The sequence below is a fragment of the Paraburkholderia graminis genome (assembly GCF_003330785.1).
Taxonomy (GTDB): domain Bacteria; phylum Pseudomonadota; class Gammaproteobacteria; order Burkholderiales; family Burkholderiaceae; genus Paraburkholderia; species Paraburkholderia graminis.
The window spans coordinates 2,170,679-2,182,747 of sequence record NZ_CP024934.1 but is presented as its reverse complement, the minus strand read 5'-3'; the positions used below and the strand labels follow the sequence as shown (position 1 = coordinate 2,182,747).

Annotated in this window: 9 protein-coding genes; 4 read left to right on the top strand and 5 right to left on the bottom strand. The window is 62.9% G+C overall.

The window, feature by feature from the left end:
- Nucleotides 1–106: 106 nt before the first annotated feature.
- Together CUJ91_RS09675 and CUJ91_RS09665 are read right to left on the bottom strand one after the other, a co-directional pair.
- Nucleotides 107–1,471, bottom strand: a complete 1,365-nt coding sequence (locus CUJ91_RS09675) for a phospholipase A (protein ID WP_107706755.1) — start codon at nt 1,469–1,471, stop codon at nt 107–109.
- A gap of 294 nt (nt 1,472–1,765) precedes the next feature.
- Nucleotides 1,766–3,061, bottom strand: coding sequence for an Nramp family divalent metal transporter (locus CUJ91_RS09665; RefSeq protein WP_107706756.1), 1,296 nt, complete (start codon nt 3,059–3,061; stop codon nt 1,766–1,768).
- Between the two features lie 427 nt (nt 3,062–3,488).
- Here CUJ91_RS09665 and CUJ91_RS09660 point away from each other — a divergent pair, with 427 nt between their 5' ends.
- The 4 genes from CUJ91_RS09660 to CUJ91_RS09645 all read left to right on the top strand — a co-directional run bounded on the left by CUJ91_RS09660 (nt 3,489) and on the right by CUJ91_RS09645 (nt 7,594).
- A complete protein-coding gene (locus CUJ91_RS09660; RefSeq protein ID WP_006051754.1) occupies nt 3,489–4,589 on the top strand; it encodes a polyamine ABC transporter substrate-binding protein in 1,101 nt (366 codons plus the stop codon).
- A 94-nt stretch (nt 4,590–4,683) separates the two neighbouring features.
- Nucleotides 4,684–5,850, top strand: coding sequence for an ABC transporter ATP-binding protein (locus tag CUJ91_RS09655; RefSeq protein ID WP_161966570.1), 1,167 nt, complete (start codon nt 4,684–4,686; stop codon nt 5,848–5,850).
- Complete coding sequence (locus CUJ91_RS09650; protein WP_006051752.1) at nt 5,847–6,776, top strand: ABC transporter permease subunit; 930 nt, start codon at nt 5,847–5,849, stop codon at nt 6,774–6,776. The genes CUJ91_RS09655 and CUJ91_RS09650 overlap by 4 nt, the downstream gene beginning before the upstream one ends.
- Nucleotides 6,776–7,594: an ABC transporter permease subunit gene (locus CUJ91_RS09645; protein WP_107706757.1), complete on the top strand. Its 819-nt coding sequence runs from the start codon at nt 6,776–6,778 to the stop codon at nt 7,592–7,594. Before CUJ91_RS09650 ends, CUJ91_RS09645 begins: the two co-directional genes overlap by 1 nt.
- A 42-nt stretch (nt 7,595–7,636) precedes the next feature.
- Here CUJ91_RS09645 and CUJ91_RS09640 read toward each other — a convergent pair whose 3' ends face one another.
- The 3 genes from CUJ91_RS09640 to CUJ91_RS09630 all read right to left on the bottom strand — a co-directional run bounded on the left by CUJ91_RS09640 (nt 7,637) and on the right by CUJ91_RS09630 (nt 11,959).
- Nucleotides 7,637–9,040 carry a methyl-accepting chemotaxis protein gene (locus CUJ91_RS09640; RefSeq protein WP_029968623.1) on the bottom strand — a complete coding sequence of 468 codons (1,404 nt, stop codon included), beginning with the start codon at nt 9,038–9,040 and terminating at the stop codon, nt 7,637–7,639.
- Nucleotides 9,041–9,351: 311 nt separating this feature from the next.
- Nucleotides 9,352–10,353, bottom strand: a complete 1,002-nt coding sequence (locus tag CUJ91_RS09635) for an alpha/beta fold hydrolase (RefSeq protein WP_107706758.1) — start codon at nt 10,351–10,353, stop codon at nt 9,352–9,354.
- 97 nt (nt 10,354–10,450) lie between these two features.
- Nucleotides 10,451–11,959: a flavin-containing monooxygenase gene (locus tag CUJ91_RS09630; protein WP_107706828.1), complete on the bottom strand. Its 1,509-nt coding sequence runs from the start codon at nt 11,957–11,959 to the stop codon at nt 10,451–10,453.
- Nucleotides 11,960–12,069: the final 110 nt, after the last annotated feature.

The following is a 12,069-nucleotide window of genomic DNA, read 5'->3' as shown; positions in this document are numbered from 1 at the left end:
CAGAAAAGCGGAGGTCCGCTATGTTAACCGATACGGGACGTGAAGCCGCCCGAGCCCGTCCGCGAGGCCGATACTGCGCCGCCGCCGAGCGCGGCCCGCGTCGGCCTCACCGCGCGATGCTGTAACCGATTCGCGCCATCCAGTGCTGACGGTTGTTGTAGTCGAGCAGATCCTCGCCGTAGCCGTTGAAATAACCGATCCACAGATAGCCGCCCCACGCGCTGCCGAGCAGCTTCGCGAGCGGATAGGTGAATTGCGTGTCGACGCTGCCGTACCAGTGCTTCGTGCCTTTGCGCAGCGTGGTCGCCAGTTGCCAGCCATCGGGGCTGCCGTATTTGACGAGCAGATCGACATAGCCGCGATAGTCCGCAATGTCCGGATTACTGGACGTGCCGACGTAGTAATAAATTTTCGGCGACACCGTCAGATGGTTGGCCGTCAGATCGCCGAATTCCCACGTCGGGCGGATGAACGGCATGTTGATGCTGCGCGAATCGCTTCCGCCTTTGCCGTTCGATTCATGCGCGACGCCCGCCGCAAAACCCATGCGCGTGAAGAACGGACTGCGCCAGCCCGTGTCCGGCACGTAGTAGAAAAGCTGCGGCGAGTACGTCGTGTCGCGAAACGGACGCGAGTCGGCGGAGAGATCCCAGATCGACGTCTGCGTGTAGGCGAAGTAGAGGTTGTCGGTGAAGGCTTTGGAGCGCAGGTCGTCGGGAATGCGCAAGCGATACTTGAAGCTCAGTTGCAGCCGCGCATTGGTGTCGCCGTTGTGGCCGACGCCGATATACATCGGGTCGTAGTAGGAAACGTGCGCAAGCACGCCGCGTCCGGTCGTCGATAGCGAGTCGCCTGGCGGCGAGATCGCGTCGCCCGAGGGGCCGTCGAGCGCGGCAGCCGTCGCCGCGGCCTGGGCCGGCGTGCGGGCCTGGCTTTCGCTGCGCTCGGCCTGCGCTATGGCGTTCTGGTTGGGACCGCGATTGATCACGACGACCGCGGGCGAAGCATCGAAACCGATCGGATCGACACGCACTTCTCCGCGAGCCGAGTCCGGCCAAGGCGCGGAAAAGCGCACCTTGCGGAACTGGCCCGGCCGCAGACGCAGCGTGTCGGGCACGCCCGCTTCGCGCGCGAGTTCGAGCGGCTGCGGAGACTGCTCGCCGCCGCTCAGGTTGACGCGCAGTGTTTGCGGCACGGCGACGGTGAGCGGCGCGGCGTCGTCGGCGGAATAGAGCAACGTGATCTGCAGCGGCTCGTTCGCAGCGGCGATGCGCGCCGGCTGCAGCATCGCGACCGTGGCCGCAACCTCGCCGGAAAAGGCGCTCGACAACAACAGCGCAGCGAGGACGCAGACGAACCTGCCGCGGCCGAAGCGGTGGCCGGGCACGCGCAACGGTCGGTTGGAGGCGCGATGGGTAAGGCGATCGAATGGAGCAATGAGGAAAGCCGGAGGCAAAGCAGGAAGCGGCATGGGCTGTCGTCCAGGAGCAAGGGCGGTGAGCAAAACGGCGCGCCGCGTGTCGACTGAAGTCATGCTCGGGGCATGGCGTCATCGCCGCCGCCTGGCGGATACGGCACGCAGACGGCACAACGCGGTGGCAAGACAAACAAGCGAATGGCCGCCGCAATAGCGCAGGCAGCCATCGGGACTACGGCGAAGGCGGCGCCACGGCCAGCGGCGGCGCCGTTCAACTCGAAATACTAAAAGAATATTTACAACTGCGTTGCAACGATTGGCGAATGGCCTCGCGGCTCGCGAAGCGGCTCACTCACCCAACGCAACCTGCCACAACAGCGCGCCGTTAAGCAGGATGATGAAACCCGCCGACATCCACGCCAGCACCAGCGGCACGCCGTGCACGCGCCAGTCGCGCATCAGGCTGGCATCCGACGCATAGCGGATCAGCGGCACGACCGCGAGCGGCAATTGCAGGCTCAGCACCACCTGGCTTGCCACCAGCAACTGATTCGAGCCTTCCTGGCCGAACATCGTCACGGCCACCAGCGCCGGTCCGATTGCCAGTGCGCGCGTGAGCAGCGCACGCTTCCAGCGCGGCAGACGCAGTTGCAGGAAGCCTTCCATCACCGCCTGGCCGGCCAGCGTGCCGGTGACGGTCGCGCTCAGTCCGCAGGCCAGCAGCGCCGCGGCAAACAGGATGCCGGCCCAGCGCGTGCCGAGCAGCGGCGCGATCAGACGATGAGCGTCCGCGAGATCGGTGACGTCGCGGTGGCCGCTCGCATGGAACACGGCGGCGGCGACGATCAGCAGCGCGGCATTGATCACGAAAGCAAAGAGCAGCGAGCCGATGGTGTCGATATTGACGACATGCAGCGCGGCCTTGATCTGCGCGTCGCTGCTGTCGGGCGCGTGATGCTTGACGAGCGACGAGTGCAGATAGAGGTTGTGCGGCATCACCGTCGCGCCGACGATGCCCGCCGCGAGCCACAGCATGCCCGCGTTGCGCAGAAGCTCGGGGCTCGGCGCGGTGCCCGCCAGCGCCGCATGCCAGTCGGGCCGCGCGAGCGCCAGTTCGATCACGAAGCACAAGCCGACGAAGCCGATCAGCAACGCGATCACCGCTTCCAGCTTGCGGCCGCCTATCTGCTGAAGCGCCAGCAGCGCGAACGTGCATACCGCCGACATCAGCACACCCACGGTCAGCGAGACGCCCAGCAGCAATTGCAACGCGACGGCGCTGCCGACCACTTCGGCGACATCGCAGGCGATGATCGCCACTTCGCTGGTCAGCCACAGGAAGATCGTGCGGCGCGGCCCCGAACGCTCGCGGCAAACCTGCGCGAGATCGCGTCCGGTCACGACGCCGAGCCGCGACGACAGCCATTGCAGCAGCATCGCCATCAGGCTCGAGAGCACCACCATGCCGAGCAACTGGTAGCCGTAGCCGGCGCCCGCGCCGAGCGCCGTCGCCCAATTGCCGGGATCGATATAGCCGACGGCAATCAGCGCACCCGCGCCGACGAACGAGAACCAGTGCGCGGGTCCTCCTTCGGGCAGACGTCGACGGCGGTTTGGGCGCAGCGCGAACGGATTGGTGTTCATGGATGCCTGAGGTCAAAGACTGCCTGGTTTCGCAAGGCTTGTGCCCGCCGCGCGCGTTGCTGCCGATCGAGCCCGCGCCTCGCCGCTGTTGCCCCTTGTCCGTTGTCAGCTATTGTGCTCCGTCGCCCGGCTTCGCGTTTGGCTTGTCATGCGCGTGGGGAGCCTGCGTGAGGCCGCCGCCAGAGCGCCTAAGCGTGGCGGCGTTTTTTTCGGGTAGACACGCGCCCATAACCCGCTAAAATTGCGCCCATTTTCCGGCGGCGCGGCTTACGCTGTACCGTTTGCGCGACAGTGCGGCATTTTTTTTGGACCGCGCAATAATTGATGGTAGTTTTCGGGTTTTTCAGGGGAGCCGCTAGCGCAGCATGGCGCTGCTCGCGGCGTGCGTGAGGACGGCCGGCTCGGACCGGCACGATCGGAGAACGGGATGAAAAGACGGGTAGTGGGGCAAGTGGCTGCGCTGGTCTTGTGCGCGGCGCCGTGGTTGACGGCGGCAGCGAAGGATACGCAGCTCAACGTGTACAACTGGTCCGATTACATCGCCAAGGACACCATTCCGAACTTCACGAAGCAGTCCGGCGTCCAGGTCAAATACGACAACTACGATAGCGACGACACGCTGCAAGCCAAGCTGCTGACCGGCAATTCCGGTTACGACATCGTCGTGCCGACCAGCAATTACGCCGGCAAGCAGATCGCCGCGGGCATCTTCGCGCCGCTCGACAAATCGAAGCTGCCGAACCTCAAATACCTCGACCCGTCGCTGATGGCGCTCGTGGCCGGCGCCGATCCCGGCAACAAGTTCACGGTGCCCTGGGCATACGGCACGACCGGCCTCGGCTACAACGTGACGAAGGCCCAGCAGATTCTCGGCAAGAACGTGCCGCTCGATAACTGGGACGTGCTCTTCAAGCCGGAAAACATCTCGAAGCTGAAGGCGTGCGGCGTGTCCGTGCTGGATGCGCCGGATCAGATGTTCGCCGCCGCGCTGCATTACATCGGCAAAGACCCGATGAGCACGAATCCGGCCGACTATCGCGAGGCGCTCGCGATGCTCAAGAAGATTCGCCCGTACATCACGCAGTTCAACTCGTCGGGCTATATCAACGATCTGGTGGGCGGCGACGTGTGCTTCGCCTACGGCTGGTCGGGCGACGTCGTGATCGCCAAGCATCGCGCGATCGAGGCGAAGAAGCCGTACAAGATCGAGTATTACATTCCGAAGGGCGGCGCGCCCGTATGGTTCGACGTGATGGCGATTCCGAAGGACGCGAAGAACAAGGAAGCCGCGCTCGAGTGGATCAACTACATCGAAACGCCGCAAGTGCATGCCGCGATCACCAACGCCGTCTACTACCCGAGCGCGAATCTCGAAGCGCGTAAATACGTCGATAAGGACGTCGCGAACGATCCCGCCGTGTACCCGCCGCCCGAAGTCATCAAGACGCTGTTCCTGTTGAAGCCGTTGCCGCCCGAAGTGCAGCGGCTGCAGACGCGGCTCTGGACCGAGTTCAAGTCCGGCCGCTGAAGCGCGGCCGGAGTGAACGGGTAACAGCATCATCAAGAAGCCCTCGGTGTTCACCGGGGGCTTTGTTCGTCAAACGCCGGAGTGAAGCATTGTGATGAGTAGTGAGCAGCCGGGCGCGCTGGACCGGACGGCCGTGCCGCCCGCCGGCGGCAACGCCGCGATCGACGACGCCGCCGATAATTTCGTGCAGGTCGTCGACGTCGTGAAGAAATTCGGCGAGACCGTGGCGGTCAAGCAGGTCAATCTGTCGGTGAAAAAGGGCGAGCTGTTCGCGCTGCTCGGCAGTTCCGGCTGCGGCAAGTCGACCTTGCTGCGGATGCTCGCCGGCCTCGAGACCGTGACCTCGGGCAAGATCCTGATCGACGGCGAAGACCTTGCGCAACTGCCGCCGTATCGCCGGCCGGTCAACATGATGTTCCAGTCGTATGCGCTTTTTCCGCATATGACGGTCGAGTCGAACGTCGCGTTCGGTCTGAAGCAGGAAGGCGTGGCCAAGGCCGAGCTGAAGGACCGCGTGCAGACCGCGCTCGAACTCGTGCAGATGGGCCGCTTTGCGAAGCGCAAGCCGCATCAGCTTTCCGGCGGCCAGCAGCAGCGGGTCGCGCTGGCGCGTTCGCTGGTGAAGCGGCCGAAGCTGTTGCTGCTCGACGAACCGATGTCCGCGCTCGACAAGCAGATTCGCCAGCGCACGCAGATCGAGCTCGTCAACATTCTCGACAAGGTCGGCGTGACCTGCATCATGGTCACGCACGATCAGGAAGAAGCGATGACGATGGCGGGGCGCCTCGCGGTAATGAGCGAAGGCGAGATCGTGCAGCTCGGCACGCCGCACGAGGTGTACGAGTATCCGAACAGCCGCTTCTCGGCGGAGTTCATCGGCTCGACGAATCTGTTCGAAGGCCATACGGTCGAGGACGAGCCCGATCACGTCTTTATCGAAACGCCCGATCTGACTTGCCGTTTGTATGTGAGCCACGGCATTACCGGTCCGCTCGGCATGCCGGTGACGATCTCGGTGCGGCCCGAGCGGATCGCGCTCACGAGCAAGCCGCCCGAGGGCGCGTTCAACTGGGGCAAGGGCGTCGTGTCGAATATCGCGTACATGGGCGGCTATTCGCTGTATCACGTGAAGCTCGACGGCGGCAAAACCGTGATCGCGAACGTGACGAGCCTCGCGCTGACGGAGATCGATCCGCCCACTTGGGGCGACGAAGTGTACGTGCGCTGGAGCGCATCGGCCGGTGTGGTGCTGACGTCATGAAGCGCCAGTTCCATTCGGTTCTCAATTGGCCGGTGCGGCGCTTTAACCTGACGGGCCGTACCGCCGTGGTGGCCGGTCCGTTCGTCTGGCTGCTGCTGTTTTTTCTGGTGCCGTTTCTGCTGGTCGTGAAGATCAGCTTTGCCGATTTGCAGCTCGGCATTCCGCCGTATACCGAGCTCACGAGTTTCGCGGACGGCGCGATCAATCTCAAGCTCGATCTGTCGCATTACGCGTTTCTCGTCACCGACAGCCTGTATTTCGCGACGTATGTGAATTCGGTTGTCGTGGCCGCAATTTCGACGCTGCTGTGCCTGCTGATCGGTTATCCGATGGCGTATTACATCGCACGTTCGGATCCGGCGCGCCGTAATCTGCTGATGATGGCCGTGATGCTGCCGTTCTGGACGTCGTTCCTGATTCGCGTGTATGCGTGGATCGGGATTCTGAAAAACAACGGGCTGCTGAATAACTTCCTGATGTCGATCGGTCTGATTCATTCGCCGATCGAGCTGTATCACACGAATACGGCGGTTTATATCGGCATGGTCTATTCGTATCTGCCGTTTCTCGTAATGCCGTTGTACGCGCATCTCGTGAAAATGGACATGACCTTGCTCGAAGCCGCCTACGACCTGGGCGCAAGACCCTGGAAAGCGTTCTGGCAGATCACATTGCCGCTTTCGAAGAATGGCATTATCGCCGGTTGCCTGCTGGTGTTTATCCCGGCGGTGGGCGAGTACGTGATTCCGGAATTGCTCGGCGGCGCGAATACGCTGATGATCGGCCGCGTGATGTGGAATGAGTTTTTCGACAATGCCGATTGGCCGATGGCTTCTGCCGTGACGTGTGCGATGGTAGTGCTGCTGTTGGTGCCGATGGCGTTTTTCCAGTACGCGCAGGCCAAGGCGATGGAGGAAAAACGCTGATGAAGCCGAACCGGATTTTGCAGTTCACCGCGTTGGCGCTGGGCTTTCTGTTCCTGTATGTGCCGATTATCAGTCTGGTCGTCTATTCGTTCAACGAATCGCAACTCGTCACCGTATGGACGCGTTTTTCGACGCGCTGGTATGCGGCGTTATTGCACGACGACGAACTGATTGCGGCGGCGTGGCTGTCGTTGAGAGTAGCGGTGCTGACGGCGTTTGCGTCGGTGATTATCGGCACATGGGCGGGTTTTGTGCTCGCGCGCATGGGGCGTTTTCGCGGCTTTACGCTTTATACCGGCATGATCAACGCGCCGCTCGTGATCCCCGAAGTGATTCAGGGCATATCGCTGCTGCTGCTCTTTATCGAAATGGCGAAGTGGCTCGGCTGGCCGGCGGGGCGCGGCATTTTCACGATCTGGATCGGGCACGTGATGCTGTGTATTTCGTACGTGGCGATTATCGTGCAGTCGCGTGTCAAGGAGTTGCATCCTTCGCTCGAGGAAGCGGCGCTCGACCTCGGCGCGACGCCGCTGCGGGTGTTTTTCTCGATCACGTTGCCGCTGATTTCACAGGCGCTGGTGTCGGGCTGGTTATTGTCTTTTACGTTGTCGATCGACGATCTGGTTTTATCCGCGTTTCTGTCGGGGCCTGGGTCAACGACATTGCCGCTGGTGGTTTTCTCGCGCGTCAGGCTGGGTTTGAATCCCGAGATGAATGCGTTGGCGACGTTGTTTATCGCGGTGGTGACGGTTGGCGTGGTGGCGGTGAATTATTTTATGCAGCGGGCGGAGAGGAGAAGGGTGCAGGTGAGGGGGTAGGTGACGGGGCAAGTGCGCTTGCCCTGTTTCACGAATTGCAGCTTAAACCCTATACCCAATCCGAACCCCGCCCCAATGCCGCCCCTGCACAAAAACCGGCGCGGACGCATCCTTCATCAAAACAAACTGTCCACCGCCCATATCGCGCCGATACGTCTGCAGTAAAAACTTCTTCGTATGCGACCCGGCAGCCAGTCCAGTGCGGTCGTTAAAAATGCGCCGGTTCCGGCAATTGGCCATATTCCACACGACATCGTCACGCTGCGGCAAAGAGAACTTCAGGTTGTGCGTCGGCAGATAACCGCGCACGTCGATTGCGGCAGAGAACGCGACCCGCGGATCGAGATCGAGTAGCGGCTCCTGAATCGCCGGCAAAACGCGATCGGTAAAAGCCGTGAACCGCGTCATGAACTGCTGTGGATTGCTGCCCGGCACGGGCACGTAATGCTGATCGAACAGATCGTCGAGCGAAATCTCGCCGCGCGCGACCGCCGCCTCGAACAGCTTGCTCACCGCCGCCGCCGCGTCCTGCACGGCTTCGATGAAACGCGTGTCCGGCGTCTCCACGCCCGCCGCCGCCGTCAGTTCGATCAAGGTCTCTGAGACGCCGAGCAGATTGCCGAGCCGATCCTTCGCCTGCACGAAGTTTTCGCTCGAATCCTCGACGCCGCTCGCCATTTCCAGCACCTGCGCCTCAAGCCCGCCGCACTGCGTCTCGATCTCGCCGGTCAACGCGGCGATCTGCTCGGCCTCGTTGTTCAGATGCGCGATGGCGTCGCCCGTCGAATGCACGACGTCGCCGATCTTGCGCGTGCCCTCGCGCACCCGATGCGCCCGCTCCGTATTCACCGAGCCTTCGTTGATCAACTGCTCGGTCTGCTGCGTGAGTTGCGCGAGCGTGGTCTCGATCTGGCCGGTCGCCTGCGCGGTCTTCGCCGACAGATTCTTCACCTCGGCCGCCACCACCGCGAAGCTTCGGCCGGATTCGCCGGCGCGCGCGGCTTCGATCGCCGCGTTCAGCGCGAGCAGATGCGTTTGCCGCGCGATCAGCGAGATTTCCTCGGAGACGCGGCTCACATGCGCGAGCGCGCTGCGCAGCGCGCCGATCTGGCTCTCGATCACGGTCACGCCTTCCACCAGTCCGTGGATGTCGGCAAGCGACGCCTCCAGCGTCTCGTGCGACTCCTGCACGCCGGTCGCCGCTTGCGCCGACACGTCGCGCATACCCCGCGCGGCGGTCGCGATCCGATGATTGCCGGCGAGCGTCTGCGCGGCGGATTCGCGCAACGCCCGGCACACCTGTGCCTGATGCTGCACGCGCGCGGCGACTTCATCGACGTGGCCCGATACATCGCAGATTTCGATACCCAGTTTGCCCGCCTGCGCGGCAATATCGCCGACGACCCCTTGCGGTCGGCCCGTCCGGCGAAAGCTGAAACGCGACATGAACGTCTCCTTGATGACGCTAGCAACGCTGCCGGTCACGCGCTCGTCGAGCACGAACACAGCCTCTTCTCGACGCGTTTACGGCTGGCTTTCGGCGGACTTGATACGGGGTATCCCGCAGTCGCTACGCCGCAGTCGTTATGATGTCCGGTTTGGCGCCGCGGCAAGCGCCGCCATTCCTGACCAACTTTAACGATGTTCGATTCCTTCGCGCGCGCTTCGGGCTGGCAACAGCTTTACCATCTGTGGGAGCTGATCGTCATGCTCTTTAAATTTCTCTGGGACTTGCTGCGCTTGCTCGGAGGAAGGGGCTAGACGCGCGCGACGGTGCCTGCTTTCGGAGCGGCATGCGTGCCGAGAAACGCCCGCAGGTCGGTCAGCACGCGCTCGGGCGCTTCCTCCATCGGAATGTGTCCAAGGCCCGGATACATGACCGATTTCGCGCCCGGAATGCGCTGCGCGAATTCAGCCGCGTGCGCGGTCGGAATCCAGCGGTCCTTCGCGCCCCACAATACGAGCGTCGGCAGCGCGAGTGTTGTCAGCACATTCGTATCCAGTTCGGCGAAATCGAGCGTCGGCACCATCTTGCCGATCGCGGCGCGCGTGCCTTCGCCGTGAAAAAACTCGACGTAGCGCCGCAGCGTGACGGCATCGATTTTGCGCGGATCGCCATACACGTTGCGCACCGCGCTTTTGATGATCGCTTCCGGCAGCCAGCGCGGCGAACTCGCGCGCACCAGCGCGCTGTTGAAGAGGCCAATATAGATGGGCAGCCGCATCGGAAAGCCCGCGGAGTCGATCAGCACGAGCCGCTCGACGGCCTCGCGATGCCGCACCGCGTAGTCCCACGAAATGAGCCCGCCAAGCGAATTGCCGATGAAAGTCGCGCGCCTAATGCCGAGTGCCTGCAAAAAAGTGTCGATGAAACGCCGGTAGGTCGGGAGGTCCATCGTTTCGATCGCGCCTGTGCTGGAGCGCAGCGGCCCAGTCACGCCGAACGGCGGCAGATCGAGACGAATGATGCGGTAAGCGTGCTTCAGTTCATCCGCGACACGATTCCATGTGTGCAGCGACGACGCGAAGCCATGAATCATCACGATGATGTCGCCGCGGCCTTCGTCGACATAATGCACGTCCGCGCCCATGATGCGGATGAACTTCGAGCCGCTTTGCGTGTAGCGCCGCCGCAGTTCGTCGCGCGGCACGCTGGTGATGCCGAGGCGCGCGGCGAGCGAGCGGGGCGGCAGCGCCGCGACTGAACTGTGCGTCAACGAGTTCGACGAATTCGACGAACGAGGATCGATGCTTGCCATGTTTTCCGTCTCCCTTTTTTATTTGAATCGGGATACTAAATAATCGCCATCGGATCGGGCGACGTGACTTGCAATCGCACCGCGTGAGCGTCATTCCTCAAGGCAGAAAGCGGTAATCGCCTGGCCGCACGCGGCGCGTCCTTTTGCGAAAGCTGAACGTGAATCCCGGCCACAGCGCGGTCACTTTGCCGCTTCGCGTCTGATACCAGCTATGGCAACCGCTCGACCACACCGAGCGCCGCATATCGTGCTGCAGGCGCGCGTTGTAGTCGCGCTGCACGTCGGGCCGCAGGTTCATCGTGCGGGCGTTGCGCCGGCGCAGCGTCCGCAGGCAATCGGCGATGTACTGCACTTGCGACTCGATCATGTAGATCAGCGAGTTGTGGCCGAGTCCTGTGTTCGGGCCGACGATCATGAAGAAGTTCGGAAAGTCGGCGACGCTCACGCCGAGATAGGCTTCGGGGCCGTCGCGCAGCCACAGCGCGCCGAGGTCCGCACCGCCGACGCCGGTCACGTCGAACGGCGCGCCGACGTCGTTGACCTGAAAGCCGGTGCCGCAAATGATTGCATCCGCACGATGATGCGCGCCGTCCTCTGTCACGATGCCGTCCGCGACGATTTCGCGGATGCCCGTCGTGATCACGTTCACATTCGGCTCGACTAGCGCGCGATAGTAGTTGCTCGACAGCAGCACGCGCTTGCAGCCGAGGCGGTAGTTCGGCGTGAGCGTCGCGCGCAACTCAGGGTCTTTCACGCGCCGCTCGAGATAGCTGAGGCACAGCTTCATCGGGCGCTTCATTAGCTTTGGATGACTAACGAAAGCGACCGCCTGCGATTCGAGCTTCCAGTAGATCGCGCTGCGCACGAATCGCTGCGTGAACGGTAGATGTTCGAAAAGCCAGCGCGCGCGTTCGCCGATGCACTTGTCCGGCTTCGGCATGATCCACGGCGCGGTGCGCTGGAACAGATCGAGCCGGGCGACGCGCGGCTGGATTTGCGGCACGAACTGAATCGCGCTCGCACCCGTGCCGATCACGGCGACGTGCTTGCCCTCGAGCGGATACGCGTGATCCCAGCGCGCGGAATGGAACAGCTTGCCTTCGAAGTTCTCCAGTCCCGCGATGCGCGGCATCGCCGGCCGCGACAGCGGACCGCTCGCCGCGATCAATACGTCGGCCTCGATGTTCTCGCGCATGCCGCCGGCATCGAGTTCGATCTGCCACACATGACGTGCTTCGTCGAAGCGTGCCGCCACCACGCGCGCATTGCAACGCACGTAACGGTCCACGCCATACTTGCGCGCGCAATGCTTCAGATAAGCGAGAATTTCGTTCTGGCCGCTGAAGGCGCGCGACCACGCCGGGTTCGGCTCGAACGAAAACGAATACAGATGCGAGGGCACGTCGCACTCGGCGCCCGGATAGGTATTGTCGCGCCATGTCCCGCCGATGTCCGCGGCGGCTTCATAGAGGGTGAACGACGTGATGCCCATTTTTTGCAGCCGCACCGCCATGCCGATGCCGGAGAAGCCGCTCCCCACAATGGCGATGCGCGGCGCGACAGCTTGTGGTGATGCAGCGGATGCAGCGGATGCAGCGGACGTCACGTCGATCTCCTGCAAGTGGAAGTCGGGCGCTGCCTGCGCACACGGCAAGCCGCGTAGCCGCCCAAACGTAACGCGCAGGGTAGACAACTGTACACCTCGCGTCAAGATCG

Excerpts from the sequence above, each read along its gene's own strand:
- CUJ91_RS09675 (WP_107706755.1), bottom strand. The coding sequence starts at position 1,471 with ATGCCGCTTCCTGCTTTGCCTCCGGCTTTCCTCATTGCTCCATTCGAT.
- CUJ91_RS09665 (WP_107706756.1), bottom strand. The coding sequence starts at position 3,061 with ATGAACACCAATCCGTTCGCGCTGCGCCCAAACCGCCGTCGACGTCTG.
- CUJ91_RS09660 (WP_006051754.1), top strand. The coding sequence starts at position 3,489 with ATGAAAAGACGGGTAGTGGGGCAAGTGGCTGCGCTGGTCTTGTGCGCG.
- CUJ91_RS09655 (WP_161966570.1), top strand. The coding sequence starts at position 4,684 with ATGAGTAGTGAGCAGCCGGGCGCGCTGGACCGGACGGCCGTGCCGCCC.
- CUJ91_RS09650 (WP_006051752.1), top strand. The coding sequence starts at position 5,847 with ATGAAGCGCCAGTTCCATTCGGTTCTCAATTGGCCGGTGCGGCGCTTT.
- CUJ91_RS09645 (WP_107706757.1), top strand. The coding sequence starts at position 6,776 with ATGAAGCCGAACCGGATTTTGCAGTTCACCGCGTTGGCGCTGGGCTTT.
- CUJ91_RS09640 (WP_029968623.1), bottom strand. The coding sequence starts at position 9,040 with ATGTCGCGTTTCAGCTTTCGCCGGACGGGCCGACCGCAAGGGGTCGTC.
- CUJ91_RS09635 (WP_107706758.1), bottom strand. The coding sequence starts at position 10,353 with ATGGCAAGCATCGATCCTCGTTCGTCGAATTCGTCGAACTCGTTGACG.